General features: G+C 66.3%; 27 protein-coding genes. 18 read left to right on the top strand and 9 right to left on the bottom strand.

Annotated features, from left to right (window positions below; translation table 11 throughout):
- Positions 1-80 precede the first annotated feature (80 nt).
- Positions 81-1,865 (top strand): DNA polymerase III subunits gamma/tau, encoded by a 1,785-nt coding sequence (locus AC5Y4N_RS04365; protein ID WP_499910699.1) that lies wholly within the window; start codon positions 81-83, stop codon positions 1,863-1,865.
- Here the strand turns inward: AC5Y4N_RS04365 and AC5Y4N_RS04360 are convergent.
- Together AC5Y4N_RS04360 and AC5Y4N_RS04355 are read right to left on the bottom strand one after the other, a co-directional pair.
- Positions 1,862-3,178 (bottom strand): class I SAM-dependent methyltransferase, encoded by a 1,317-nt coding sequence (locus tag AC5Y4N_RS04360; protein ID WP_499910695.1) that lies wholly within the window; start codon positions 3,176-3,178, stop codon positions 1,862-1,864. The two genes, AC5Y4N_RS04365 and AC5Y4N_RS04360, sit on opposite strands and share 4 nt — an antisense overlap.
- The gene (locus AC5Y4N_RS04355; RefSeq protein ID WP_499910693.1) at positions 3,175-4,530 is read right to left on the bottom strand and encodes an FAD-binding oxidoreductase; all 1,356 of its coding nucleotides are present in this window, start codon (positions 4,528-4,530) and stop codon (positions 3,175-3,177) included. Before AC5Y4N_RS04355 ends, AC5Y4N_RS04360 begins: the two co-directional genes overlap by 4 nt.
- Positions 4,531-4,598: 68 nt before the next feature.
- Here AC5Y4N_RS04355 and AC5Y4N_RS04350 point away from each other — a divergent pair, with 68 nt between their 5' ends.
- Positions 4,599-5,057: an SRPBCC family protein gene (locus tag AC5Y4N_RS04350; RefSeq protein ID WP_499910691.1), complete on the top strand. Its 459-nt coding sequence runs from the start codon at positions 4,599-4,601 to the stop codon at positions 5,055-5,057.
- Here AC5Y4N_RS04350 and AC5Y4N_RS04345 read toward each other — a convergent pair.
- Positions 5,054-5,812 carry an Rv3717 family N-acetylmuramoyl-L-alanine amidase gene (locus tag AC5Y4N_RS04345; protein ID WP_499910689.1) on the bottom strand — a complete coding sequence of 253 codons (759 nt, stop codon included), beginning with the start codon at positions 5,810-5,812 and terminating at the stop codon, positions 5,054-5,056. The genes AC5Y4N_RS04350 and AC5Y4N_RS04345 overlap by 4 nt on opposite strands.
- Positions 5,813-5,900: 88 nt before the next feature.
- On the opposite strand from AC5Y4N_RS04345, the gene AC5Y4N_RS04340 reads away from it, so the two are divergent.
- From AC5Y4N_RS04340 to AC5Y4N_RS04330, 3 genes are all read left to right on the top strand, one after another.
- A complete protein-coding gene (locus tag AC5Y4N_RS04340) occupies positions 5,901-6,215 on the top strand; it encodes a YbaB/EbfC family nucleoid-associated protein (RefSeq protein ID WP_499910686.1) in 315 nt (104 codons plus the stop codon).
- Between the two features lies 1 nt (position 6,216).
- The gene (gene recR, locus AC5Y4N_RS04335; protein WP_499910684.1) at positions 6,217-6,816 is read left to right on the top strand and encodes a recombination mediator RecR; all 600 of its coding nucleotides are present in this window, start codon (positions 6,217-6,219) and stop codon (positions 6,814-6,816) included.
- Between the two features lie 164 nt (positions 6,817-6,980).
- The gene (locus AC5Y4N_RS04330; protein WP_499910682.1) at positions 6,981-7,886 is read left to right on the top strand and encodes a type IV toxin-antitoxin system AbiEi family antitoxin; all 906 of its coding nucleotides are present in this window, start codon (positions 6,981-6,983) and stop codon (positions 7,884-7,886) included.
- Here the strand turns inward: AC5Y4N_RS04330 and AC5Y4N_RS04325 are convergent.
- Positions 7,872-8,576: a type 1 glutamine amidotransferase gene (locus AC5Y4N_RS04325; protein ID WP_499910680.1), complete on the bottom strand. Its 705-nt coding sequence runs from the start codon at positions 8,574-8,576 to the stop codon at positions 7,872-7,874. The genes AC5Y4N_RS04330 and AC5Y4N_RS04325 overlap by 15 nt on opposite strands.
- The gene (locus AC5Y4N_RS04320; protein WP_499910678.1) at positions 8,569-9,801 is read right to left on the bottom strand and encodes a MurT ligase domain-containing protein; all 1,233 of its coding nucleotides are present in this window, start codon (positions 9,799-9,801) and stop codon (positions 8,569-8,571) included. Before AC5Y4N_RS04320 ends, AC5Y4N_RS04325 begins: the two co-directional genes overlap by 8 nt.
- An 89-nt stretch (positions 9,802-9,890) precedes the next feature.
- On the opposite strand from AC5Y4N_RS04320, the gene AC5Y4N_RS04315 reads away from it, so the two are divergent.
- Positions 9,891-10,898: a DEDDh family exonuclease gene (locus tag AC5Y4N_RS04315; RefSeq protein WP_499910676.1), complete on the top strand. Its 1,008-nt coding sequence runs from the start codon at positions 9,891-9,893 to the stop codon at positions 10,896-10,898.
- Between the two features lie 156 nt (positions 10,899-11,054).
- A complete protein-coding gene (locus tag AC5Y4N_RS04310; RefSeq protein ID WP_499910674.1) occupies positions 11,055-11,390 on the top strand; it encodes a hypothetical protein in 336 nt (111 codons plus the stop codon).
- 59 nt (positions 11,391-11,449) lie between these two features.
- On the opposite strand, the gene leuA is transcribed toward AC5Y4N_RS04310, so the two are convergent.
- Positions 11,450-13,273 carry a 2-isopropylmalate synthase gene (gene leuA / locus AC5Y4N_RS04305; RefSeq protein WP_499910671.1) on the bottom strand — a complete coding sequence of 608 codons (1,824 nt, stop codon included), beginning with the start codon at positions 13,271-13,273 and terminating at the stop codon, positions 11,450-11,452.
- A 169-nt stretch (positions 13,274-13,442) separates the two neighbouring features.
- A complete protein-coding gene (locus AC5Y4N_RS04300) occupies positions 13,443-14,033 on the bottom strand; it encodes a nitroreductase family protein (RefSeq protein ID WP_499910669.1) in 591 nt (196 codons plus the stop codon).
- A gap of 81 nt (positions 14,034-14,114) precedes the next feature.
- On the opposite strand from AC5Y4N_RS04300, the gene AC5Y4N_RS04295 reads away from it, so the two are divergent.
- From AC5Y4N_RS04295 to AC5Y4N_RS04280, 4 genes are all read left to right on the top strand, one after another.
- Positions 14,115-15,380, top strand: a complete 1,266-nt coding sequence (locus tag AC5Y4N_RS04295; RefSeq protein ID WP_499910667.1) for an aspartate kinase — start codon at positions 14,115-14,117, stop codon at positions 15,378-15,380.
- The gene (locus AC5Y4N_RS04290) at positions 15,381-16,412 is read left to right on the top strand and encodes an aspartate-semialdehyde dehydrogenase (RefSeq protein WP_499910665.1); all 1,032 of its coding nucleotides are present in this window, start codon (positions 15,381-15,383) and stop codon (positions 16,410-16,412) included.
- 64 nt (positions 16,413-16,476) lie between these two features.
- Entirely contained in the window at positions 16,477-17,580 is a 1,104-nt protein-coding gene (locus AC5Y4N_RS04285) for a DUF4185 domain-containing protein (protein WP_499911029.1), read from the top strand.
- Positions 17,581-17,870: 290 nt separating this feature from the next.
- Positions 17,871-18,710, top strand: a complete 840-nt coding sequence (locus AC5Y4N_RS04280) for a hypothetical protein (protein WP_499910663.1) — start codon at positions 17,871-17,873, stop codon at positions 18,708-18,710.
- A gap of 1,169 nt (positions 18,711-19,879) precedes the next feature.
- Here AC5Y4N_RS04280 and AC5Y4N_RS04275 read toward each other — a convergent pair.
- Both AC5Y4N_RS04275 and AC5Y4N_RS04270 read right to left on the bottom strand, forming a co-directional pair.
- The gene (locus AC5Y4N_RS04275) at positions 19,880-20,101 is read right to left on the bottom strand and encodes a hypothetical protein (RefSeq protein WP_499913766.1); all 222 of its coding nucleotides are present in this window, start codon (positions 20,099-20,101) and stop codon (positions 19,880-19,882) included.
- 705 nt (positions 20,102-20,806) lie between these two features.
- The gene (locus tag AC5Y4N_RS04270; protein ID WP_499907424.1) at positions 20,807-21,076 is read right to left on the bottom strand and encodes a hypothetical protein; all 270 of its coding nucleotides are present in this window, start codon (positions 21,074-21,076) and stop codon (positions 20,807-20,809) included.
- Positions 21,077-21,759: 683 nt separating this feature from the next.
- On the opposite strand from AC5Y4N_RS04270, the gene AC5Y4N_RS04265 reads away from it, so the two are divergent.
- The 7 genes from AC5Y4N_RS04265 to AC5Y4N_RS04235 all read left to right on the top strand — a co-directional run bounded on the left by AC5Y4N_RS04265 (position 21,760) and on the right by AC5Y4N_RS04235 (position 26,724).
- A complete protein-coding gene (locus AC5Y4N_RS04265; protein ID WP_499907422.1) occupies positions 21,760-22,050 on the top strand; it encodes a hypothetical protein in 291 nt (96 codons plus the stop codon).
- A 631-nt stretch (positions 22,051-22,681) separates the two neighbouring features.
- Positions 22,682-23,059 (top strand): DUF732 domain-containing protein, encoded by a 378-nt coding sequence (locus AC5Y4N_RS04260; protein WP_499907420.1) that lies wholly within the window; start codon positions 22,682-22,684, stop codon positions 23,057-23,059.
- Complete coding sequence (locus AC5Y4N_RS04255; RefSeq protein ID WP_499907418.1) at positions 23,056-23,355, top strand: CDGP domain-containing protein; 300 nt, start codon at positions 23,056-23,058, stop codon at positions 23,353-23,355. The genes AC5Y4N_RS04260 and AC5Y4N_RS04255 overlap by 4 nt, the downstream gene beginning before the upstream one ends.
- Positions 23,356-23,625: 270 nt before the next feature.
- On the top strand, positions 23,626-23,994 hold the full coding sequence (locus tag AC5Y4N_RS04250; RefSeq protein WP_499907416.1) for a hypothetical protein: 369 nt from the start codon (positions 23,626-23,628) through the stop codon (positions 23,992-23,994).
- A 139-nt stretch (positions 23,995-24,133) separates the two neighbouring features.
- The gene (locus AC5Y4N_RS04245) at positions 24,134-25,594 is read left to right on the top strand and encodes a catalase (RefSeq protein ID WP_499907414.1); all 1,461 of its coding nucleotides are present in this window, start codon (positions 24,134-24,136) and stop codon (positions 25,592-25,594) included.
- Positions 25,595-25,652: 58 nt separating this feature from the next.
- The gene (locus tag AC5Y4N_RS04240) at positions 25,653-26,081 is read left to right on the top strand and encodes an organic hydroperoxide resistance protein (protein ID WP_499907412.1); all 429 of its coding nucleotides are present in this window, start codon (positions 25,653-25,655) and stop codon (positions 26,079-26,081) included.
- On the top strand, positions 26,059-26,724 hold the full coding sequence (locus AC5Y4N_RS04235) for a sensor domain-containing protein (RefSeq protein ID WP_499907410.1): 666 nt from the start codon (positions 26,059-26,061) through the stop codon (positions 26,722-26,724). The genes AC5Y4N_RS04240 and AC5Y4N_RS04235 overlap by 23 nt, the downstream gene beginning before the upstream one ends.
- Positions 26,725-26,753: the final 29 nt, after the last annotated feature.

Below are 26,753 nucleotides of genomic sequence, written 5' to 3'. Positions count from 1 at the left end.
TTCGGTGCGTTTCCGTGCGCTGAGCGCCGGTTAACGCACCGAAATCGCACGCGTCGGACCGCCTCGGTAGCCTGCTGACCGTGGCTCTGTACCGCAAATACCGTCCGGCGAGCTTCGCCGAAGTGGTGGGGCAAGAGCACGTCACCGAGCCGCTGTCGACCGCGCTGACAGCCGGCCGGATCAACCACGCCTATTTGTTTTCCGGGCCGCGCGGCTGCGGCAAGACGTCGTCGGCGCGTATCCTCGCCCGCTCGCTCAACTGCGCCGAAGGACCGACGGCCACCCCGTGCGGGGTCTGCGAATCGTGTGTGGCGCTGGCGCCCAACGGTCCCGGCAGCATCGACGTCGTCGAGCTCGACGCCGCCAGCCACGGCGGCGTGGACGACACCCGCGAACTGCGCGACCGCGCGTTCTACGCGCCGGCGCAGTCGCGCTACCGGATTTTCATCGTCGACGAAGCGCACATGGTCACCACCGCGGGCTTCAATGCCCTGCTCAAGATCGTCGAGGAACCGCCCGAGCATTTGATCTTCGTGTTCGCCACCACCGAACCGGACAAGGTGCTGCCCACCATCCGCTCGCGGACGCACCACTACCCGTTCCGGCTGTTGGCGCCGAAGACCATGCGCGCGCTGATCGAGCGGATCATCGCCCAGGAGGGCGTCCAGGTCGACGACACCGTCTATCCATTGGTGATCCGCGCGGGAGGCGGCTCACCGCGCGACACACTTTCGGTGCTGGACCAGCTGCTGGCGGGTGCCGAAGAGAACCGAATCGCCTACCCGCGAGCGCTGGCGCTGCTGGGTGCCACCGACGTCGCACTGATCGACGACGCGGTCGACGCACTCGCGGCAGGCGACGCGGCGGCGCTGTTCGGCGCGGTCGAGTCCGTCGTCGACGCGGGCCACGATCCGCGGCGGTTCGCCACCGACCTACTCGAGCGGTTCCGCGACTTGATCGTGCTGCAGGCCGTGCCGGATGCTGCCGCCCGGGGCGTCGTCGATGCGCCCGGCGATGTGTTGGATCGCATGCGTGTGCAGGCGGCGCGCATCGGCACTGCGACGCTCACTCGCTACGCGGAGGTGGTGCACGCCGGGTTGGGGGAGATGCGCGGGGCCACAGCGCCGCGGCTGCTGCTGGAAGTGGTGTGCGCGCGGCTGCTGCTGCCCTCGGCCGGCGACACGGAATCGGCACTGCTGCAACGGGTCGAGCGCATCGAGAAGCGGCTGGACATGTCGGTGCCGGAAGCTGTCTCGCAGCCCGCCTCAGCGGCCGCGCCCAAGCCGGCGCCCGCAGCGGCGCCTGCGCGCATTGCCGCACCGAAGCCCCCGCCGAAGCCGCCCTCGCCGAAGCCGGCTCCGTCGAAGCCGCCCGCGCCCAAGCCGGCCGAGCCGGATCCGACACCCGAACCAGCGCCTGAGGCGGGCCCCCCGCCCCCGGTCGGCGCGCTCGACGCCGCCGCCGTCAGACGGCAGTGGTCCACTGTGATGGACAAGGTCCGCAGCCGCAGCCGAACGCTGGGTGCGATGCTGGCCGACGCCGTGGTATCTGCAGTCGACGGCGACACACTGGTGCTGTCACACCAGTCGGGCAACCTGGCGAAACGCCTTGGCGAGCAACGCAATGCCGACGTCATCCGGGAGGCGTTGAAAGACGCGCTCGGCGTCGACTGGAAGGTCCGGTGCGAAGTCGCCACGGCCGCGCCGACTCCTCCGCCCGCCGAGGACCTGCGCCGCGCGGAGGAGGACATGCTCGCCGAGGCGGGGCAAGACACCGCCGCAGATGTCCCGCGCCGTGACCCGGAGGAAGTGGCGCTGGAACTTCTGCAGAACGAGCTGGGTGCCCGTCCGATCGACGGACCTTAGGGCGTCCACCACGGCCGCAACGGCAGTCCGCCGTCGCCGCCGTGTTCGTCGAGCTTCACCGCCAGTACCTGGTGCAGCTGAATAGCGTTGTGCTCGAAGCCAACTCGTGAACCAGCCATGTACAGGCCCCACACTTTCGCGGTACCCAAGCCGACTTCGTCGACGGCCTCGTCCCAATGCTCGACGAGGTTGCGGCACCAGTCGCGCAGCGTCAGCGCGTAGTGGTGGCGCAGGTTCTCCTCGTGCAAGACCTCCAGTCCGATGTCCTGGATCTCGGTGATGATCCGACCCGATCCGGTGAGCTCGCCGTCAGGGAACACGTAGCGGTCTATGAAGCCGCCAGCCGTTGCCGGGTGCCGGTTGTCGTGGCGGGTGATGCAGTGGTTGAGCAGTAGACCACCGGTGCGCAACTTCGACTGCAGGAAGCGGAAATACGACGGATAGTTCGCCACCCCGATGTGTTCGGTGAGCCCGATCGACGACACCGCGTCGAACTGTGTCTCGGCGATGTCGCGGTAGTCGCCGTGGCGCACCTCGGCGAGCTCCGTCAACCCCTCGTCCGCGATTGCCTTCTGCGCCCACTCGGCCTGCTTCGCCGACAGGGTCACACCAATCGCCTTGACCCCGTTGCGCGCGGCATATCGCACCATGCCGCCCCATCCACAGCCCACATCGAGCAGCCGGTCGCCGGGTTGCAGGCGAAGCTTGTCGAACACCAGCCGGTACTTGTTCTCTTGCGCCTCTTCCAGACTCGCGTCGGGGTGCGGGTAGCACGCGCAGGTGTATGTCATCGACGGGCCAAGCACCCACTCGTAGAAGGCGTTCGACACGTCGTAGTGGTGGTGGATCGCTTCTGCATCACGAGTTTTGCTGTGCCGCAAGCCTTCTGCGATTCGACGCCACCGCGGAAGCGCCTCCTGCGGCGGCGGCGCGATCGGCTTGAGATGTTCCACCCCGATGGAGCGGACGATGTTCGCGAGCAGTCGGGCCGGCGGCCGTTTGAATTCAAGCTTCACAGCCAAGGCCTTCAGCAGCTCGTACGGGTCGCCGGGATGGACGCCGCGCGGTTCGAGATCTCCGGAGACGTACGCCCGTGCCATGCCGAGCTCGCCGGGCGCGGTCGCCAGATAGGTGGTGCCGCGCGGCGTGCGCAGATGAAGTCCCAGCGGGGCGTCCTCGGGGCCGGCGCTGCTGCCGTCGTAAGCGGTGAACCGAAGCGGCAGTTGGCCTTCGGCGAGCACTTCGAGGATCTGCGCCAGTGTCATCTTGCCGGTGGTGGAAGTGTTCGTCGTGCGTTCACGAAACGTCGTCATCGTCTTTGCACCGCCTTCGCATAGAGGTCGAGGAAACGCGAGTCCGGGTCGTAGGTCTTCTTCAGCGTCTTGTATGTCTCGCCACCGTAGAGTTCGTCGAACTCCTCGGGGGAGTAATAGGCGTCCGAGTACAGCGACTTGTGTCCCTCGAGCTCGCTGACCTTCGCCTCGATACGCCGATTGGTCTCTCCTTCCGTCGCCCCGGCCGGCACCGAGGACCAGAACCCGATGTTGACGTAGGTGTGCCCGGGCCGGATCGGGTACAGCGGCCATCCGGCCGGATCGCGAAGGCGCAAGGGGCACAGCCAGATCGGCTCGATGGGCACGTTGGCCAAGAACCAGTCGAGGAATTCTACGCAGCGCTCGATCGGTACCTCGACGTCCTGCACCACGCGCTCGCGCGGCGGCCGGCCGTGCCGCTTCTCGATCCGGTCGGCGATGTTGAAGCGCCGGTCGTAGGAGATGAGTTTCCAGTAGAAGCTGCTGCGCCGCAGTCGCCGCGGCCAGAACCGCCGGATGCGTGGGTTCTGCGCTCCGAATGCCCGCGAGCACCAGAACCAGTCGGTGTCCCAGCGCCACAGGTAGTCGTGGATGGTGAGCCGGTCGTGCTTCTCGCCGTCATCGTGCTGAATGGAGCGGTAGTAGATCTGCTGGCCGGTGTAGTCGCTGACCGGTCCCGGCGTGCCGGTCTGGGTGCCGATGCATAGGTAAGACTCGTCGCCGCTGAAGACGACGCCGTCCAGGTAGTCGACGCGCTCGCCGTCGTAGCCTCCGGTGTCGACTATCCGGTCCATCTCGGCGACCAAATCGGCCAGCGAGTGAAAGCGCAAGTGCCGCAACGCAACGAACGGTTTTACGGGCTCCAGTTCGATTCTCAGGCGCACCGAATAACCAAGCGTGCCATAGGAATTCGGGAATCCGCGGTACAAGTCGGAGTGCTCGTCGGGCGACGCGGTGATCACCTCACCGGTGCCGGTGAAGATGTCCATCTCCAGCACCGACTCGTGCGGCAGCCCGTTGCGGAACGACGCGGACTCGATCCCGAGCCCGGTGACAGCCCCACCCAGCGTGATGGTCTTGAGCTGCGGCACCACCAGCGGCGACAGGCCGTAGGGCAGGGTGGCGGCCACGAGGTCCTCGTACGTGCACATCCCGGCGACGTCGGCGGTGCGGGCCTGCGGGTCGACCGCCAGAACGCCAGTGAGTCCAGAGGTATCCAGGCCGGGAGCGTCACTCTTGGCGCGCGCGCGAAATAAGTTCGACGTGGGTTTGGCGAGCCGGACGGTGGCTGTCGGCGGGATCGCGCGATAGCTTGCGATCAACCGGCGCACGCCCTCGTCATGAGTTGACACACGTATACGCTAATCCGCGGCTACCGCCGATGCGACCGAACCACCGACCACTAGAGGAGTTTCGCCTGATGGGACAGGTCAGTGCAGTCAGCAGCGTTTCGATCAACGCAGCGCCGGATAAGGTGCTCGCCGCGGTTGCCGACTACCAGACCGTCCGCCCGAAGATCCTGTCACCGCAATACAGCGACTACCAGGTGCTGCAGGGCGGCCACGGCCAGGGCACCGTCGTCAAATGGAAGCTGCAAGCGACCAAGTCGCGGGTGCGTGACGTGCAGGCCACCGTCGACGTCGCCGGTCACACGGTCATCGAGAAGGACGCGAACTCATCGATGGTGACCAACTGGACCGTCGCCCCCGCCGGTGCCGGATCAACCGTCACCGTGAAGACCTCGTGGCAGGGAGCGGGCGGCGTCAAGGGGTTTTTCGAGAAGACGTTCGCGCCGCGGGGTCTGCGCAGGATCCAGGACGAGGTGCTGGGCAAGCTCAAGAAGGAGCTCGAGGCGTCCGCCGGGTCCGCCTCCAGCTAGGCGGTCGGGCGGCTCTGCGCCAGGAAGCCGGCGATGCCGTTGACCACCGCGGCCGCGTATTTCTGCCGGCCTTCGACGGTGTTGATCAGCGCCTCGTCGGCCGGGTTCTTCATGTTGCCCAGCTCGACGAGCACGGCCGGATACTGCGCGAGGTTCAGTCCCGCGAGGTCGGCGCGGCCGTAGAGGCCGTCCTGGCCGATGTAGTTGGCCGGCGGTATCCCGGACGCCTGCAGCTGGTCACGCATGATCCTGGCCAACTGCACTGACGGTCCGGCCTGGGCCTGGTTCAGCGGCGGCGACGAGTAGTTGACGTGGAAGCCGCGCCCGGACGGCGGCCCGCCGTCGGCGTGGATCGACACGATCGCGTTCGGGTGTACTGCATTGGCCATTGCGGCGCGCTCGTCGACGCACGGCCCCAGCGCGTTGTCGTTGCCCCGCGACATCGCCGACCGCACGCCCAGCTGGTTGAGCATCGAGCGGATCCGCAGCACCACCTCCCACGTGAACGAATGCTCGGGGTAACCGTTGTCGGCGTTGGTGCCCGACGTCTGGCATTCCTTGGTGCCGCCGCGCCCGTTGCTCACCTGGCGGTTGATCGACCCGTCGTTGGCGCCGTTGTGCCCCGGGTCCAGGAACACGATCATCCCGGCGATACTCGTCGGCTGAGCGCTCGCCGGCGGGGCCGCGACCAGCGAAACAGCGAGCGCCGCGGCCGCCGTGACGGCACCGACACGCAGGCAGAGCAGGTCTGGCACTGCGTCAAAGTAGCCCGCCCGCGGCTACCCTTGGGAGGGTCGATCCCGAGCCGAAACGAACTCGAGACCAATAGGCAAGAGGACTGTGATGCAACCCGGAGGCACGCCGGACATGTCTGCGCTGCTGGCGCAGGCGCAGCAGGTGCAACAGCAACTGATGGAAGCCCAAGAACAGCTCGCGGCCAGCGAGGTGCGCGGAGAGGCCGGCGGCGGGCTGGTGCAGATCACCATGAAGGGCAGCGGCGAGGTCGTCGGGGTGTCGATCGACCCCAAGGTGGTCGATCCGTCCGACGTGGAGACGCTTCAGGATCTGATCGTCGGCGCGTTCGCGGACGCCTCGCAGCAGGTGGCGGAGATGGCGCAGAGCAGGCTCGGCCCGCTGGCCGGCGGGTTGGGGCTCTGATTTGTTCGAGGGCCCGGTCCAGGACCTGATCGACGAGCTGGGCAAGCTGCCGGGAATCGGGCCCAAGAGCGCTCAGCGGATCGCGTTCTACCTGTTGTCCGTCGAGCCGCCTGACATCGACCGGCTGACCGCGGTGTTGGCGAGGGTGCGCGACGGCGTGCGGCACTGCGCGGTGTGCGGCAACGTGTCGGAGGGCGAGCGCTGCCGAATTTGCAGCGATCCACGCCGCGACGCCTCGGTGGTGTGCGTCGTCGAGGAGCCCAAGGACATCCAGGCCGTCGAGCGCACGCGGGAGTTCCGCGGGCTGTACCACGTGCTCGGCGGTGCCCTGGACCCGCTGTCGGGCATCGGGCCGGACCAATTGCGAATCCGCGAGCTGCTGCATCGACTCGGCGAGTCGGACATCGCCGAGGTGATCATCGCGACCGACCCGAACACCGAGGGCGAGGCCACCGCGACGTACCTAGTGCGGATGCTGCGCGACATCCCGGGTCTGACGGTCACGCGTATCGCGTCGGGCTTGCCGATGGGTGGTGACCTCGAGTTCGCTGACGAGCTCACGCTGGGCCGGGCGCTGTCGGGCCGCCGCGCAATGGCCTAGGCGGATGCGCGGCGCCGCGCCTCGGCGCCGCTGCGTCCCTAGCGCCCGCGTCCCCCGTGCCGCGCCCCCGCGCCGAATTCAACGCTATGGCGCCGGCTACTCGAACTTTCGCTGCTTCGCGTTGAATTCGGTGAGCTGTCGGATGCCGGTGCCACAATGCGCGCATGGGGGAGGTACTGATCGGCAGTGAATCGGTATGGCGCGACGAGCTTTCCAGACACGACCTACGGCGCTGGCATCGGCCGGTGTTCCGCGATGTATATATGCCGAAGGGGCATGTACCCACCCTGCGGGACCGAACCGTGGGAGCGTGGCTGTGGTCGCGCCGGCGCGGGGTCATCGCTGGAGTTGCAGCATCCGCTCTCCATGGCGCGAATTGGGTCGACGACGCGACGCCAATCGAGTTGATCTGGCGGCGTTCTCGTCCCCAACCCGGGCTTGTAGTCAGGCAAGAAGCCATTGCCGACGACGAGATCACCCGCGTTGCGCGGATACCTGTGACCACGCCGGCGCGGACCGCCTTCGACCTCGGTCGTCATCTGCGTCGAGGTGAGGCGCTCGAGCGACTCGACGCCTTGATGCGAGCCACCCCGTTTTCCATCGAGGACGTCCAACTGCTGAGCAAGCGCTATCAAGGCGCACGCGGCACGCGTCAACTCCGCACGCTGCTGCCGCTTGTCGACGGCGGAGCGGCGTCGCCAAGGGAGACGTGGCTGCGGCTGCTGTTCATCGACGCCGGCTTCCCGAAGCCCACCACGCAAATTCCTGTCGTCGACGAGAGGGGGCGGCTCGTGCGCTGGCTCGACATGGGCTGGAAGGAGTTCATGGTTGCCGCTGAATACGACGGGCAACAGCACCTCACGAGTCGCGCCCAATACGTCAAGGACATGAAGGTCTTCCCGACATTGCACCGCTTGGGCTGGATCGTGAACCGCGTCATCAAGGAGCATTGCGAGGCGGAGATCATCACCCGGTCGTATGAAGCGATGGTCTCGCGCGGTTGGAAGCCGGACTTCGCGTGCGCTGAGGCCATAGCCTGGCTGCAGGCAGCCCGGTTACCGGGCCGATAACCGCTCGCGGCGCAGCAGCGCCACCTCGTCGAGCTCCAGCGGCGGCAACGAACCGACAACGCGCGCCAGCAGTAGGTCCGCCAGCTCGGGGTTGCGCGCCAGACAGGGACCGTGCATGTAGGTGGCGACGACGCTGCCCTGCACCACGCCGTCGAAGCCGTCACCGGCGCGATTGCCCGCACCGCGGGTCACCGCCGCCAGCGGTTGAGCGGACGAACCCAAAGTTGTTCCGCCCCTATGGTTTTCGAAACCGGTCAACGGCTGGCTGAGCCCGTCGAGCAGAGGGCGGCTCACCACCTCGCCGATCGTGCGCACCGGCTGTGGGGCGGTCACGAGATCGAGCAGACCCACACCGTCGACGCGCTCACCCGCTGAGGTTTCATACCAGTGGCCGAGGACCTGGATCGCCGCGCAGATCGCCAGCACCGGCGCACCGCGCGAAACCGCTTGCTGTAGGCCGGGATACCGCTGCAGATGCTTGGTGGCCAAGCGCTGTGCGTAATCCTCGGCCCCGCCAAGGGTGTAGAGATCCAGCGACGACGGCACCGGGTCGGCCAGGGTGATCTCGACGATCTCGGCGGGTATCCCGCGCAGAAGCAGTCGCTGCCGCAGCACCACCGCGTTGCCGCTGTCGCCATAGGTACCCATCACGTCGGGCAGCACCAGCCCGATCCGAACCGCCTCAGGCACGGCGCCTGCCCAGCGCGCGTTGCAGCTGCAGGAATGCGGTGTAGTTGGCGATCACTTCGACGTGCCCGGGCGGGCACGACTCGATCGCCGCGATCGTGTCGTGCACCAGCGTGTGATCCACACCCGCGTACGTCAGCCGCACCGCCAGATCGGTACCACGCTCACCGGCGGCCACCACGGACGTCCCTTCGAAATGCTCGAACCGGACGTCCCACAGCCACGACAAATCCTCGCCGTCGGGCACTTGACCGTTCACCGCAATGACGACGCCCGCGCCCTGCTTGTCGATCATCGACAGCGCCTCCTGCCAGCCCGCAGGGTTCTTGGCCAGCAGAATGCGGGCAGTGTGACGGCCGAGCGTCACCGTCCGGTACCGGCCGGCGACTTCGGACACCCTCGAGACCGCCGCCACTGCGGAAACCGGGTCCACACCCAGCGACACTGCCGCCGCGACCGCCTGCGCGGCATTACCCCGGTTCACCGCACCGGGCAGCGACAGGGTCATCGGCAGCGCCAACCCGTCTGGTCCGTAGAGAGTTTCGTCGTCGAACCACCACTGCGGAGTAGGGCGTTTGAAGTCGGTGCCCGTGCTGTACCAGTGAGAGTGGTCGCGGACGATCACCTCGCCGGACCGCGGGCAACTCACCGAGTCGTTGGCCCACGCCCCGCCGGCGGACACCCACACCACGTGCGGACAGTCGTAGGCTGCCGACGTCATCAGCACGTCGTCACAATTGGCCACCACTACCGCGTCGGGATGACGCGCCAGCCCGGCCCGTAATGTGCGTTCGATCGTGTTGATCTCGCCGACCCGGTCCAGCTGGTCACGCGACAAATTGAGCAGCACGATCACCCGCGGATCCACGGCGTCGGCGACGTGCGGCAGATGCATCTCGTCTACCTCCAGCGCGGCCAGCGGCGCGTCGCGGGCGACGGCCAGCGCCGCGATCAGCCCGGCGTCCATGTTCGCGCCCTCGGAATTCGTCGCCACCGGTCCCAGCGACTCCAGGGCCGCCGCCGCCATCCGCGTCGTCGTGGACTTGCCGTTGGTGCCGGTCACCAGCACCGTGCGGCGTCCCTCGCCGAGCTGCCGCAGCAGCGAACGATCCAGCGTCATCGCGACGAGGCCGCCGATCATCGCGCCCGCGCCGCGGCCGGTCGCTCGCGACGCCCATCGTGCCGCTGCTCCGGCGGCGAGCGCGAGACGTCCGCGGGTGGTGATCACCGGGGCAGTTTATGACGACGGGCCCACTGACCTGCGACACGAGCGCTGCGATCAGCGGTTTTGTCGGTGCGGCGTGCCATTCTGGGGGCGTGACAGCGCCAACGACGTGCACGACGCCGTGGGGTCGGCCGGTGGCCGAGCACGAGGCCGGCTGGGTGGTCGTGGACGTCGAGACGTCGGGCTTCCGCCCGGGGCAGGCACGCATCATCAGCATCGCCGCGTTGGCGCTGGACGCCGACGGCAGCGTCGAGCGCTCGGTGGTCAGCCTGCTGAACCCCGGCGTCGATCCTGGTCCGACGCACGTGCACGGCCTCACGGCCCAGATGCTGGCGGATCAGGCGTCGTTCGCGCAGATCGCCGCCGAGCTGACCGATCTACTGCAGGACCGCACCTTGGTCGCCCACAACGCCGCGTTCGACTACATGTTCTTGGCCGCCGAAGCGGAGTTGGCCGGGGTCGAACTGCCGGTAGACACCGTGATGTGCACGGTGGAACTGACCCGGCGGCTGGCGCTGGGCACCGAGAACCTGCGGCTGGAGACGCTGGCGGCGCACTGGGGCGTCCCACAGCTTCGCCCGCACGACGCCCTTGACGACGCGCTCGTGTTGTCACGGGTGTTGACGCCTGCGGTGCACCGCGCCCGCGAGCGCGACGTGTGGCTGCCGCTGCGGCCGACTACGCGACGGCGCTGGCCGAACGGCCGTGTCACGCACGACGAGCTGCGGCCGCTCAAGGCCGTGGCGGCCCGAGTTCCGTGCCCATGGCTGAACCCGGGGCGTCACGTCGCCGGCCGGCCATTGGTGCAAGGCATGCGGATGGCGTTGTCGGCGGATGTGCAGCGCACCCATGAGGAACTGATCGAGCGGATCCTGCACGTCGGACTTGCCTACTCCGACGTCGTCGATGCCGAAACGTCACTGGTCATCTGCAACGACCCACATGCCCAGCAGGGCAAGGGATTTCATGCCCGCGAACTGGGTGTGGCCACGATGTCTGACGCGGAGTTCATGGCCGCGCTCGACTCGGTGGTCGGGGGTACGTCGATCGACGAGTTCACCGATCCGACGGTCGCCGGCGACCAGTTCGCGCTGTTCTGATCCGCGGCAAGGTCAAAGCTGGCGCACAGCCTCGACCCACGCGGCACCTAGCCGGTCTGTGAAGACTGCCGTCATGGCCCTTTCGAGAGATTGCATGCATCCAATTGCACTGAGACAGAGCGGTTTTGGGCCGGACCGCAGAACGGAGTTCATGAGATGAAGATCACCAAGTTGATTGCCGGCGCCACTATTGCCGGCGGGTTGGGCGCGGCGGCGCTGGGCGTCGGCGCCGGTCTGGCCAGCGCTGAGCCACCGCCGGGACCGGGCCAGCCGGGACCCGCTCAGCCGTGGCCGGGTGATGCCGGACCCGGCCCGCAGGGCCCCGACCGCGGACAGCAGGGGCCCGACCGCGGGCCGCACGTCGGGGAACCGCCCGCCTGGGCGCCGCCGCGTCCTGCCCCTCCGGGCTACGCGCCGAACGCGCCGGTGGTCTGGGACATCGATCACCAGGGCTGGGGCATCTGGCTCGGCTCCATCTGGATCCCGCTGTAAAGGTGATCTCGGCGCGCAAAACGTCGCGCAGCGTCGTTTTGCGCGCCGAAATCACGCAGCTAGCGCGAGGCCCGGTTCACCGCCGACACCACCGCGCGCAGCGACGCGGTGGTGATCGACGTCGCGATGCCCACGCCCCACACGGTCCGACCGTTCACCGACGCCTCCACATAGGCAGCGGCCTGGGCCTGTTCACCCGACGACATCGCATGCTCGGCGTAGTCGAGCACCTGCACGTCGATGCCGACCGTCGACAGCGCATGGACGAAAGCCGCCAGCGGGCCGTTGCCTTCGCCGCGGATCTCGGTCTCCACTCCGTTGACCAGGACGGTCGCCTCGATCGCATCGGTGCCGCCGTCCGTCTCCGCGGCGATCACCCGCTGGCGTACCCGCTCCAGCGGACGCACGGGCCGCAGGTACTCGTCGGCGAAGACGTCCCACATCTCCTTCGACGACACCTCGCCGCCCTCGCCGTCGGTGATCTTCTGGATCACCTGCGAGAACTCGATCTGCAAGCGGCGCGGCAGCACCAGGCCGTGGTCGGCCTTCATGATGTAGGCGACGCCGCCCTTGCCGGACTGCGAGTTGACGCGGATCACTGCCTCGTAGGTGCGCCCCACGTCCTTCGGGTCGATCGGCAGGTACGGCACCTGCCACAAGATGTCGTCGACGTCGGCGCCGGCTTCGTCCGCGGCGTACTTCATCGCGTCCAGACCCTTGTTGATCGCGTCCTGGTGGCTGCCCGAAAACGCGGTATACACCAAATCGCCGCCGTAGGGATGACGTTCGTTGACCGGCAACTGATTGCAGTACTCCACGGTGCGACGAATCTCGTCGATGTTGGAGAAGTCGATCTGCGGGTCGATGCCGCGGCTGAACAGGTTCAGGCCCAGCGTCACCAGGCAGACGTTGCCGGTGCGCTCGCCGTTGCCGAAAAGGCACCCCTCGATGCGGTCAGCGCCGGCCTGGAAGCCCAATTCTGCTGCGGCAACAGCGGTTCCGCGGTCGTTGTGCGGATGCAGACTCAGGATCACGCTGTCGCGACGGGCCAGGTTGCGGTGCATCCATTCGATCGAGTCGGCGTATACGTTCGGGGTGGCCATCTCGACGGTCGCCGGCAGATTGAAGATGATCGGGTGCTCCGGCGTGGGCTCGATCACGTCGCCGACGGCATTGCACACGTCGAGGGCGTACTCCAACTCGGTCCCGGTGTACGACTCGGGTGAGTACTCGAAACGCCATTGTGTGCCAGGGTATTTCGCGGCTTCCTCGACGCACTTGCGCGCGCCGTCGGTGGCGATCTGCTTCACCGCCTCGCGGTCGGCACGGAACACCACCCGGCGCTGGAGAATCGACGTCGAGTTGTAGAAGTGCACGATCGCTCGCGGCGCACCCGCGCACGCTTCGAAGGTCCGCTCGATCAACTCCGGGCGGCACTGCGTCAGCACCTGGATGGTGACATCGTCGGGAATCACGCCCTGCTCGATGATTTCGCGCACGAAGTCGAAGTCGGTCTGGCTGGCAGACGGGAACCCGACCTCGATTTCCTTGTAGCCCATGCGAATCAACAGGTCGAACATCCGCCGCTTGCGGGCCGGGCTCATCGGGTCGATCAGCGCCTGATTGCCGTCACGCAGGTCCACCGCACACCACATCGGCGCGTGGGTGATGACGCGGTCGGGCCAGGTGCGGTCGGGCAGCGCAATGGGCTCGACCTCGTCGGCGAACGAGCGATACCGATGCACCGGCATCGAGGAACCGCGCTGCGTGTTCCACACCGGTTGGCCGGGGCGTGGCGGTCCGGACGGTGTCTTGATGGTGCGGGCTGACACGAACGCGTCGGCGTTGTCGATTACTTCAACGCGAGGATCGGTGGGGGTCATTTTGCTTTGCTTTCCGGGAGTTGCGAACTACGACCGGCGCATCGCGAACACCCGCGACGGGAAGCCGGTCTGGATCAGACCCCGTCGCGGCTGCCGAGAAGGAGCACCCGCACAGAAAACACAGTACGGCTACTGTACTCCACCGGCCGCCGCGCCATCCAGCCGGGCGTTACGGGCGAAACGGCTGGCCCCAGCGGCCCGCGAACGCGATCTTGTCCAGCGGCAGACGCCGCCGTCCCCGTGCGTCGCGTTCGACGACCGTGGGGTCGACGGACGTGTAGTCGCCCAGCGTGCCGACGGCCACGACCGCCAGCGCGCGCACGTCGTCGGGCAACGCGAACACTTCGTGTGCGCTGACAGCGTCGAAGCCGGCCATCGGGTGTGCGACCAGTCCCCGTGACACAGCTTCGACCGTCAGCTGTGCGATCGCCGCGCCGGCGTCGACCCCGGCATAGCGCGCGGTCTTCTCGTCCGGACCCTCGTCGACGCACACCATGATCAGCGCGCTGGCCAGCTTTGCGTAGCTGTTGCCGCGTTTGAGCAGCTCGCCGATCTTCGTGAACGTCTCGTCGCCGCGCAGGCCGACGATGAACCGCACCGGCTGCCGATCGCCCCACGTTGCCGCCCACCGCGCGGCCTCGAGCAGGGCCGTTATCTGCTCGGCGGTCAGTACCGCCGTCGCGTCGAACGCCCGAGGGCTCCAGCGCGCGGCCAGCACCGGATGGATCGGAACGCTCGTGTCGGCGCTCCGGTCAGTCACCTCGGTCACGCTACGCCAGCCAAAATGACATGCGCCAAACCCTTATTCTTGGTGAAACCGCTTTCCTGAAAGGTCTCAACCGTGGCGCTCGTGGTGCAGAAATACGGCGGATCGTCGGTCGCCGACGCCGACCGTATCCGCCGCGTCGCCGAGCGCATCGTCGAGACGAAGAAACAAGGCAACGAGGTCGTCGTCGTGGTCTCGGCGATGGGCGACACCACCGACGAACTGCTCGACCTGGCCAGGCAGGTCTGCCCGGCGCCGCCACCCCGCGAGATGGACATGCTGCTCACCGCGGGTGAGCGGATCAGCAACGCGCTGGTCGCCATGGCGATCGACTCGCTCGGCGCGAAGGCCCGCTCGTTCACCGGCTCGCAGGCCGGTGTGATCACCACGAGCACCCACGGCAACGCGAAGATCATCGACGTCACGCCGGGCCGACTGCGCGACGCTCTGGACGAAGGGCTGATCGTGCTCGTTGCCGGTTTTCAGGGCGTCAGCCAGGACAGCAAGGACGTCACCACGCTGGGCCGTGGCGGCTCCGACACCACCGCCGTCGCGCTCGCTGCGGCGCTGAACGCCGACGTGTGCGAGATCTACACCGACGTCGACGGAGTTTTCACCGCCGACCCGCGCATCGTGTCCAACGCGCGACGGCTCGACAAGGTCAGCTTCGAGGAGATGCTGGAGATGGCTGCGTCGGGTGCCAAGGTGCTGATGCTGCGCTGTGTGGAGTACGCCCGCCGCTACAACGTTCCGATACACGTCCGGTCGTCATACTCGGACAAGCCCGGCACCTGGGTGGCCGGATCGATGGAGGACATCCCCATGGAAGACGCCATTCTCACCGGAGTCGCGCACGACCGCAGCGAGGCGCGGGTCACCGTGGTAGGGATTCCCGACGTTCCGGGCTACGCCGCCAAGGTTTTTCGCGTCCTCGCCGATGCGGACATCAACATCGACATGGTGCTGCAGAACGCGTCGAAGGTGGAAGACGGCAAGACCGACATCACGTTCACCTGTTCGCGCGAGAGCGGCCCGCGTGCCGTCGAGCAGCTGAAGGCGCAGCAGGTCGAAATCGGTTTCACCCGAGTGCTTTACGACGACCACGTCGGCAAGGTCTCACTCGTCGGCGCCGGCATGCGCAGCCATCCCGGTGTCACGGCGACCTTCTGCGAGACTCTGGCCGAGGTGGGCGTCAACATCGACCTGATATCCACCTCGGAGATCCGAATCTCGGTGCTGGTCAAGGACACTGAGCTCGACAAGGCGGTGGCCGCGCTGCACGAGGCATTCGGACTCGGCGGCGACGAGGTCGCGACGGTGTACGCAGGGACGGGCCGCTAGATGGTCGCGATCGGAGTCGTCGGCGCCACCGGCCAAGTCGGCGAGGTGATGCGCAAGCTGCTCGACGAACGCGACTTTCCCGCCACCTCGGTGCGGTTCTTCGCGTCGGCGCGCTCGGCCGGACGCAAGCTGGCGTTCCGGGGACAGGAGATCGAGGTCGAAGACGCCGCGACCGCCGATCCGAAAGGTTTGGACATCGCGCTGTTCTCAGCGGGCGCGTCGACGTCGCGGGTGCAGGCGCCGCGATTCGCCGACGCCGGCGTCACGGTGATCGACAACTCGTCGGCATGGCGAAAAGACCCTGACGTGCCGCTGGTGGTGTCCGAGGTGAATTTCGCGGCGGCCGCGCACCGGCCGAAGGGGATCATCGCCAACCCGAACTGCACCACGATGGTGGCGATGCCGGTGCTCAAGGTGCTGCACGACGAGGCCGAGCTGGTGCGGATCGTGGCGTCGACGTACCAGGCGGTGTCGGGTAGCGGCGTCGCCGGGGTGTCCGAGCTGGCTGCGCAAGCCCGCGCCGTGATCGACGACGCCGAGCAGCTGGTGCAGGACGGCAGCGCACTGGCTTTCCCGAAGCCCGAAAAGTACGTGGCGCCAATAGCATTCAACGTGGTGGCGCTGGCCGGCTCACTGGTGGACGACGGCTCCGGCGAGACCGACGAAGACCAGAAGCTGCGTCATGAGAGCCGCAAGATCCTCGGCATCCCCGACCTGGCGGTCAGCGGGACATGTGTAAGGGTGCCGGTCTTCACCGGCCACTCGCTGTCGATCAACGCGGAGTTCGCCCGCCCGCTGTCGGTCGAGCGCGCGACAGAGCTGCTGTCAGATGCGCCGGGCGTGAAATTGGTCGACGTGCCGACACCGCTGGCCGCTGCCGGAATCGACGAGTCGCTGGTGGGGCGCATTCGCCAGGATCCCGGTGTTCCCGACGGCCGCGGGCTCGCGCTGTTCGTCTCCGGCGACAACCTGCGCAAGGGGGCCGCGCTGAACACCATCCAGATCGCCGAGCTGCTGACGGCTCAGCTCTAGCCGCCGAAACGGTATTCCACGCGGAAAAGTGCTAGTGAAGGCCACGCGGAATACCGTTTCGGCGCTGGCCGCGGTCGCCGTCCTCACCGCGGCACCCGCGCTCGCGGATCCGCCGGCGCCGCAGCCGCAACCTGTCCTCGGGCCGCTGGCCGAGGGTCAGGTGGTGCGCATCGGTCCGGTGGCCGGTACTGGAACGCCGACCCGCGACTACGGCATCGGTGCGACCGACCTGTGCGAGTTCATGGAATTTCCGAGCGGAATCCTGCAGGTGTGCGGCGACAGCTTCGCCGGCCAGGGCGTCGGCTTCGGTGGCTGGTACGCGCCGATCGCACTGCACGTCGACACCGACTCGATCGACGACCCGGCCGGCGTGCGCTACGACCGCGTCATGGGCATCGACACACCGCTGCTGGCCGATCCCACGCCCGCGGGCGATTCGCAGTTGCCGGCCGGTGTGGTGCAGATCAACCGCGACAATTACCTCCTGGTCACCACGGTGCGAAACTTGGTGCCGCAGAGTTCGCGGCTGGTGAAAGCCCAAGCGGCGCAACCAGGTTGGCGGACAGTGCCGGGTTCGGCACGTGACGCGAGCTTCCAGGGTGGCCGGCAGTCCCAGATCAGCGGGTACTACGACCCCGTGCCCACCGGCGAGTCGCCGACCGGGTGGGTGTACATCGTCGCCAACAACTTCGACCGCACCCAGCCCGTCACGTTGTATCGGGCCAAACCGGAGGCGTTCACCGACCGGTCGAGCTGGCAGGGCTGGTCGGGGTCACCTGGCCCCGACGGGGGGTGGAACAAGGCGCCGACACCGCTGTGGGGTGACAAGGTCGGCGAAATGAGCATCAAGCAGATCGACGGCAAGGTGGTGCTCTCATATCTGAACCTGACGACCGGCGACATCGAGGTCCGGGTGGCCGAGCACCCGACCGGTCTGGGCACCGCGCCGGTCACCACGGTGGTTAGGGCGGCGCCCTGGCCCGACCCGCCGGAGACGCTGCCGCCGCCAGACGACAATCGGCTGTCGCAAGCCTACGGCGGCTACATTTCGCCGGGGTCGACGCTCGACGAGTTGCGGATCTTCGTCAGCCAGTGGCACAACGTCGATCCGCGCTCGCGTGCGCCGTATCGGGTCATCCAATTCGCGGTGAACCCGTTCAAGCCTTAGTCAGACGGCATTTTTGATCTCGCCGCAATGCCGAGCCTGAGCGGTGTCACCGATGTTGATCGAGCCGTCCGGAAGCACGTGGGCGTCGAGGCCGGGCACGGTGATCATCCACCACGTGCCGCCACGGGACGGCGAGTCGACGCCGGGCCTGGCGGCGGTCCTTGGGATGCGACTTCTGATCGATCGCCCGAGCCCGACGGCGCGCCAAGTGCGAAAATGTCGCCGCAAAATGCTTCAATGCGGTCGTGACCGTCCCGTTGCGGCCAGTAGTTCACGCACCAGATGATTCGATGGAGCTCATGACCGTTGCAGTTTGGGTCAAGGTATACGACGGCATCGCGCTCGCAACGGACTCCGCCGGCACAATCTTGCTGTCCAACGGATCGCACCAGGTCTACAACAACGCCGACAAAATCTTCCACCTGCATCGGCAGCTCCCCATCGGAGCGATGACTTGGGGGCTGGGTCAGATTGGGCCAGCGAGCATTTCGACCGTGTCTAAGAGCCTGCGTCTCAGGCTAATGGGTCGCGACCAAGCGCATCAGGACTGGGCGTTGGACGACACCTACACCGTCGAAGAAGTCGCCAATCGGGTCGCCGAGATGTTCTGCGATTCTCTACAGCAAACTGGCCTGACGGCCTGGCCTGGCCAACTCGGTTATGTAGTAGCCGGCTACTCGTCCGGATCGGATCAACCGGAGGTCTGGAAGCTCGAGTTCCATGGAAACTGCACAGAGCCCCCTACGCCCACGCTCGAACAATCAACTGACCAGTACGGCTACCGCGCGTACGCCCAGCCAGACGCCGTCGAAAGGCTCTTTGACGGGTACGACAAGAAACTGAAAGGGGACCTCCTCCAGGCGATTGATCCAGCTAACCACCCCGACCTCATAGCGATGCTTGAGCGTCACCACAAAGCGCCTGTTCATGTTGCGATGCCGTTTCCCGACGCGATCGCTTTGGCAAAGTTCATGGTGGAGACTACATCTGGCTATAGCCACTTCCTCCTGGGGCCAGATACAGTGGGGGGACCGGTCGAAGTAGCCGGAATCAGCCTCCACGAAGGATTCAAGTGGATAGCTCGGAAACACTACTTCTCGACCGACCTGAATAGGGGAGAGATCCAATGAGCAGCAGCCACCAACCATTCACATTCAATGCACGCTCTGGTGGCGCGCAGCAACCGCAGCAGGGCAGAGATACCAACGGAGACGCGTTCCGCTCCGGCGGTCAAACCTACGAAACGCCGCGCCGTCCAACGGTGTCCGTTCCTCGACCCAACCCGTCTGGCCAGCCAAGGGGCGGTTCTCAAAGATCCTCACATTGATGCGCCATGTGGTCTGTAGACCGCAGAAATCCGGCGAATGCTATTGGGGCACTGTGATATCTAGCCGTTCGAATCTTCGCGTTAGTAGCTGTAGCTCGGGAAGCCCGACATACGTCGGGCGGAGGTGTGCGGGACAGTGATCGGGGAGGGTCACTCAAACCGACCGTGTCACCGTGAAACTGCCCGGCGCGCTGCCACTACGGATCAATGCCAGCTCAACGCTGCTTGAACCACCGCGATCCGAAATGCCCAGCGCCGCACACACATCCTCATGGCGAATCTCGCTGTTGCGCAACAGCTTCTACGGCGCCATGACGACCGCGGCCCAACACGACTCAAGCAACGATTCCACACGAGTCCTCAGCGCCGTCTCACCGCTCAGATACTCCCGGTAGTCACGGCAACCTGAGGTGTACAGCACGGCGCACATCTCCCGCTGAGTCGGCCGGTGGCCCGCACGCCACCGCGCCTGTGCCCACGGGCCCCCATACGCGACCTCGACCGCACGCCCACCAGCCCGCATCGTGCCCATTGGCTTCGGGCCTTGCACACCGGTCACCCGGTCGGAAGTCATTATCGCCGAATGGATCACACCACCGAACACCGCCGCTACCTGGTGACCAGCCTCGTGAAAACACAGTTTGATCTGCTCACGCTCACGTGCGCTCAGATTAGAGGCCCTTTCACCGGCTTGGGACGGGCAGCCAGTACAGGCGCCGGCGCAGCCGAGGTAACGACCGGCGCGACTCATCACCGACAGAAGCCAATCCTTGTGAACCAGGCTGCGCATCCACCTTGTTTCGCCTTCTCCGACCTGGCCACCCGCCGAGCCTCCCAGCCCCCAAATATCGGCCCAGACACGCACGACAACGCCAGCCATGCTCAGAACCCTTGAACGTCAAGCACGGCCCGCCACACTCCCAACAAACCCCGGCAGGATTGTCCGCACTTGTACGCACTGGGCTGCGGCCGTCATGGCGTGATCTCCACCGCACCGATCACTGCCTCATAGGCGACCACCACCGACCGCTCGCCGACAACCACGAACTGATTCCACTCAGCCTTGATCGTCTCGCGCACCGCAACCTCATCACGCCAACCAGACGTCGGCGACGTCGCCACCAGCGTGTTACCAAGCGCCTCTACATAGCCGCCGCCGAACACCCACGTATGACCCAACGGAGTCTTCAACACCGGACCTGACCTGACAGCCAGCTGAGCCGCTACAGCAGGCCCAGCCATACCTGCACCAGCATGGATGGACCCGACCGTATTCGTTTGCGCCAGAATCGATTCCAGCGCACCAACCGCCTCCACGATGTCATCAAGACGGTAGGCGCACCAGCATCTAGCAACAGACGCGCACCAACCTCACGCTCCACCGCGATCTGCTCAAGCAACCGTAGATTCTGCTGAGTCCGAACCCTCACCTCCCTGCGCAGGCGCCGTCAAATCGCACTCGTCGTGCGCCCACACCGTGACCGGCTCAAACGGGTCCAAATATCCAGGCCGCTCACCCGCCTTAACGTCCTCAGGCCTCAGATCTTGAGGGCTCGCGCATCACGAAAGCGCCCCACACCCCGAACGCGTCCTCACCGCCATAGTTGTGTGGCCGGACCCGCATCCCCTCACCCAAAAACCTGCTCGGTCCCGTGCTTTCGGTCCAGTTCGTCACCGCATACAGCCCGCCGGGCGCCGGGTTGACAAGAGGTGCCTCAAACTCAACAGCTGGAAGCGCGGCCGGTGCGCTCACGACAACCCCAGCCTCGCCAGCGCACGCGAACGGCGCTCGCGCTCCAAATCCGCCTTGCGTCGCGTCTCACGCGCTGGCAACTCAGCCAGCAGACGCTGCCGCTCAGCGTCTTTCGGAATGCGCACGTCAACTCGAGCGCAGCCCGATCAAACGGACGCAGCGCCTCCGACACCGCAGACACCAGCCGCCGACACCGCAGAACGCCTCAGAAGCGCCGCCAAATCGGCCGCCAGCGGCTCAACATGCGCCGCCGCCACATCCATCCAGGCGCCCGAGCGCAACTGTTCACCGGCCAACAACTCGACCACCTTGGCGCGCAGCCCGTGCACCGCATCGGCGACACCCTCCACCTCCGGCCGCAGAGCCAGCGGCTTGTCCGGATGCGAGGTGTCGCGCAGCGTCGACCGGGAATGCACCCGCGGCGACTTTAACAGCTAACGGCCCCACAACGTCCCGAACCTCGCTGACCAGATCGAAGTCACCGCCGTACTGAAGGTGCAGCCGCCTACGACGCCGCTCCCGCGCGTGGCCCTGGGAGAACTCAACTCGGGATCTCGAACCGCCTCGGCCTCGGGCCGAGACGCTCGGGTGAGTCGCTGGCACTGACGCCTGCGCGTGGCGGGCGGTGGCAACGGCGAGACAGGTTCACCGCGCCACCGCCCGCAGTTCCTCAACGAGCCGCTCCGCGCCGTGGCGCGAAAGCTGGCCCGCCTCAGCATCAATAGCCCGATGCAGCCGTGATACGCCAGCGCCTGGCCGCACTCGACCACCCGCGGATCTTCGTCCGGCACCCCCCGAGACTTCAGCGCTCCCAACCGCCCTGCGCGATCACCGGCGTCATCTGCATCGGATCGAACATAAGTGTTCTTGTCATGACGCGACACGTTTGACTAGTGGGGTGCACAGCTGCCCGCCAGGTGAGCAAATCACCAATTTAGCTGCGCAAACACCAAGGTTCGGTGCATACGTGATCGTCGTTCTCATGGTCAGAAACCTGTGCCGATTTGCACCCCCCGAACGCGACACGCCAAAGATGCGCAGATGTTCGCCGGCTGCAAAAGGGTTGGACCACCCTTGTCCTCGCGCTAGCGTCGACCTAGTGGACGGTGAAAGCAGGGCACCCGGTGATCTGCCGTCCCACGTGGCGAAACTCGTCGAGGATATCCGCGCCAGCAACATCGAGTTCATGGACGACGAAGACGACGACGAGCTGATAAACGAGGACGAGGACTGCGCGTTCTGCATGGGCCGTGAAGCCGCACACAACGGTCAAACCGAGCAAGCCAATCCATTCGAACCGACGGATGCCCGGCCCGGCTCAGTGGAGTGGCACTTGTCCGATCACGGCCTATGGCTTGACGGATACAGCATCGGCTTCAACGAACGCTGAGTCATCGCTGGCCTTTGACCACTCGAAGAGCACAGGTCAGCTGGGCGATGTCCCTTGCTCGTCGGCGACAAACCCAGCAGATGCGCCCGAGCGATCGTCGATACCGGTAGTTCACGCCGCGCCGCGATCGCCTCCAACGCCTCCAGCTCCTCAGGATTCAACCGCACTTCAAGCACTCACCTACGCGCCAGATTCGGCCGGCATCTGCACATGCGGCGGCAACGGCCGCCCGTCGTCTTGAGTGCCGGACAAATGCAGTCATTTACAGCGCCGAGCTCGGGGAGGTCGATGGCGTGGCAAATGCCCTCGGCGTCATGCCCGTTGACGGGACAACCGCACGCGGCGCAGTAGTAACTCTCCCCGGCTTCGCCTTTGCGCTCAGTCATCGCGCACCTTCCAACAACCTGTAGATCGTCGGCCGCGACACCCTGTGCACACGCGCCAGCGCCGCCACCGTTTCCCCGTTTGCGTGGGCACGCCGCACCGCGTCGGCCTGCTCCGGGTCGAACTTCGGGTTCGCCCTACCGAGCGACGCGCCGCGCTGACGAAAAATGGCTAGGCAAGCGTGACCGCTGACAGCACACTTCCGTTCGCCAGCATCCCTCCGCGCGTCCGTTGTACGCTCCACCTCATGAACCGCTGGGGGTTTGCTGTGATAGCACTGGCATTGGTGACCGCTGGATGCGGAGGCGGCGACCACGCCGCCGCGCCCAGCACAGTTACCCACACCCAGACCGTGGTCCAGACATCGGTACCGCCGCACGGCGCAATAACCGACCAAGACCGCGTCTTCCTAGCGCAAATCACCAAGGACCACTACTTCGACAACACCCCGCGCGAAACCCTCTTCGCCTCCGCCCACAGCTTCTGCGACCGCGCCCATGCAGGTGAGAAAGCAGCAGCACTCGAGGAGATACTCAACGGTCCCATGGGTCTCACCCACGGCGCCAACCTCGCGCACGCAGCAGCGTTGGCGTACTGCCCAGACCAGCTGACAGGAGTTCAGTGATCCGCACCGCCTCCGCATGGATTGCCGCCATCGTCGCCTGCGGAGCTGCCGCGCTCGATTTCGCCGCCCCCGCATCGGCGGGCTGCGAGGCTCAGGCGTTCGCGCAGTACTGCGACGGCCCCATTCGCCCCGACGGCAGCTGGGACCGCTGCTTCCAAACCACGCCCCAAGCCAGCTATGGCCAGTTCGGGCAAATCAGCGGCTACGTCCCCCCAGTGGGCCGCTGCTACCCGTACGACCCGGCCGCACCGCCGCCCACGCCTCTCGGGCAGCCGCCGTACCACATCTATCCGTAGTCCGACTGTGTGGCAGCCTGCGGCGTCCGCAGCGCGTCCGGAGGCGTTCCTGAACTGCTCTAATGCCGCCAGCAACGTCAACGCTTTTGAGCTGCGTCCATGGACTGCCTCTAGTCAGGTCCTATTAGCCAAACGTGCAGGAATGGGTTCGCGGTCAACCCGTTCAAGCCCTGACCAAGCAGCGCGCGCTCCGGACGCACCTGGCACATTCATAGCCAATTCATAACGACGATCGCGCCCACGGATGGTTTTGGCTCGCATCATCGAAGCATGACCGAAACAGCTGAACAACCAACTACTCCCGTCCGGACCGAGGAGCCGGCCCGCCCGAGGCCGAGCCGGCTCAACCAAGTGCTGGCCTGGGTCGGCATCGTGGCCGGCGTGGTGTTCATCGTCGCCGTGGTGTTCTTCTCCGGGTTCATCATCGGCAAGCATTCCGGCTCCGGATTAGGCCATTTCCGGGGCCACAGCGGCGTGCACATGTTCCACCGCGGCGGACCGCCCCCGATGGGCCCGGGACCCTGGCAGGGCCCGGGTCAGATGGGCCCGGGTCAGATGGGCCCGGGTGCGCCGGGCGCGCCGGGTGGTCCCGGTAATCCGCCGTCGCCGACGAGCGTTCCCGCGCCACCGCGTCCGTAGCCGACGTGCGCCGAACGTGCGTCGCCGGCGAACTTTTCGCCACTGGCGCACGTTCGGCGCCGTCTGGTCGGTCTATTGGGGTACGTGTAGTGGGTACCTGTAGGGGTGCGACAGCCAGCACCGAGAGAGATGAGACGAAATGGCGGAGAAGTACGCGACAACTGACGGCGGAGCACCGGTACCCAGCTTCGAGCACTCGCTGACGGTCGGTCCGGACGGCCCGATCCTGCTCCATGATCACTACCTCATCGAGCAGATGGCGAACTTCAACCGGGAGCGCATCCCGGAGCGCCAGCCGCACGCCAAGGGGGGCGGGGCGTTCGGCCACTTCGAAGTCACCCAGGACGTCAGCAAGTACACCAAGGCCGCGGTGTTTCAGCCGGGCACCAAGACCGACACGCTGGTCCGCTTCTCCACGGTCGCCGGCGAGCGCGGCAGCCCAGACACATGGCGCGACCCGCGCGGCTTCGCGGTGAAGTTCTACACCAGCGAAGGCAACTTCGACATGGTCGGCAACAACACCCCGGTGTTCTTCGTGCGCGACCCGATGAAATTCCAGAACTTCATCCGCAGCCAGAAGCGCCTGCAGGCAAGCAATCTGCGCGACCACCACATGCAGTGGGACTTTTGGACCCTGTCGCCGGAATCGGCGCATCAGGTGACCTGGCTGATGGGTGACCGCGGCATCCCCAAGACCTGGCGGCACATGAACGGCTACTCCAGCCACACGTACAGCTGGATCAACGCCGACGGCGAATTGTTCTGGGTCAAGTACCACTTCAAGACCGACCAGGGCATCGAATTCCTCACCCAGGAGGAAGGTGACCGGCTGGCCGGCGAGGACGGCGACTACCACCAGCGCGACCTCTACGAGGCGATCGAGGACGGCAACTATCCGAGCTGGACGCTCAACGTGCAGATCATGCCGTTCGAGGAAGCCAAGACGTATCGATTCAACCCGTTCGACCTGACGAAGGTGTGGCCGCACGGTGACTACCCGCTGCACGAAGTCGGTCGGCTCACGCTGAACCGCAACGTCACCGACTACCACGCCGAAATGGAGCAGGCGGCCTTCGAGCCGAACAACATGGTGCCGGGCACCGGGCTGTCACCGGACAAGATGCTGCTGGCGCGCGGCTTCTCATACGCTGACGCCCACCGTGCCCGACTTGGCGTGAACTACAAGCAGATTCCGGTGAACACTCCCAAAGTCGAGGTGCACAGCTACAACAAGGACGGGGCGATGCGCATCCGCAACGTCACCGATCCGGTGTACACACCGAACTCGATGGGCGGCCCCGAGGCCGATCCCCGGCGCGCAGCTGAAGTGCACTGGGCTTCGGACGGCGACATGGTGCGTGCGGCGTACACGTTGCGGCCGGACGACGACGACTGGGGGCAGGCCGGCACGTTGGTGCGTGAAGTGCTCGACGATGCGGCCCGAGAACGCCTGGCGCACAACATCATCGGGCACGTGTCCGATGGCGTGAAGGAGCCGGTGCTGTCACGGGTGTTCGAGTATTGGCGCAACGTCGACGCCGACCTGGGCAAGAAGGTCGAGGAAGGCGTGCGGGCGAAGCTGAACGGCAACGGCGGGTAGTTCGGCGAATCGCGACGGGCGTCTTGCCGTCTCGACCGAGGCTGGCATGATCGAGCCCATGAGCATCGAAGTCGTTTACACCGCAGAGTCCACGGCATCCGGCGGAGGCCGCGACGGCCATGTGAAGTCGACCGACGGCAAGATCGACCTCGACACCCGCCCACCGAAGGAGATGGGTGGCAGCGGAGAGGGCGTCAACCCCGAACTGCTGTTCTCGGCCGGCTATGCGGCGTGCTTCCTGGGTGCGCTGCGGCTCGTCGCTCGCAACGAGAAGATCGACCTGGACGACGCCACGGCAATCACCGCGCGCATCGGCTTCGGCAAGGACTCGGAGGGCGGCTTCGGCCTGACGGGGCAGCTCATCGGTTACCTGCCCGGGCTCGAGCAGACGCAGGCCGATGAGCTGATGGAAAAGGCGCACCAGGTGTGCCCGTACTCCAAAGCCACCCGCGGCAACGTCGACGTTGAGCTCTCGGCGAAGGTTTAGCGCAGCTCGCTGGGCCGCTGCAGCGCTCGGTGTCGGCGTTGCAGCCGGCCTCGCGGCGCCGGCGCACGCCAGGCCCTCCGAGCCCGGCGTCGTGAACTACGCGGTGATGGGCAAGGGGTCGGTCGGCAACATCGTCGGTGCGACGATGCGGTGGGAGAACTTCTTCACCGAGCCGTTCCAGGGCTACTGGGTGGACGTGCCGGCGTGCAACAACTGGGCCGACATCGGGCTGCCCGAGGTGTACCTCGATCCCGACCTCGCCTCGTTCAACGGTGCCGAAACCAAGGAATCGCCGACGGACGAGACGCATTTCGTGAAACAGGCGGTCGGTGTCTTCGCCACCAACGACGCCGCCGATCGCGCTTTTCATCGGGTGGTTGACCGCACCGTCGGTTGCGCCGGCCAGACCACAGCCATGCATTTTGCCGACGGGACCAACCAGGTGTGGTCGTTTTCGAGCGGACTGCAAAACGCCACCGACCAGGAGTGGGTGAAGCAGGAGGCCGGCACCGATCGGCGTTGCTTCACGCAAACCCGTCGCCGCGAGAACGTGCTGCTGCAAGCCAAAGTGTGCCAGTCGGGCAACGGCGGCCCGGCAGTGAACGCGTTGGCCGGCGCGATGCAGAACTCGCTGGGCCAGTAGCGCGACGCTCACCTGTCACCGAGCCGTCA

The organism is Mycobacterium sp. NGS19 (genome assembly GCF_059813155.1).
The sequence above is the reverse complement of the archived record's forward strand: the minus strand, read 5'-3'. Positions and strand labels throughout refer to the sequence as shown.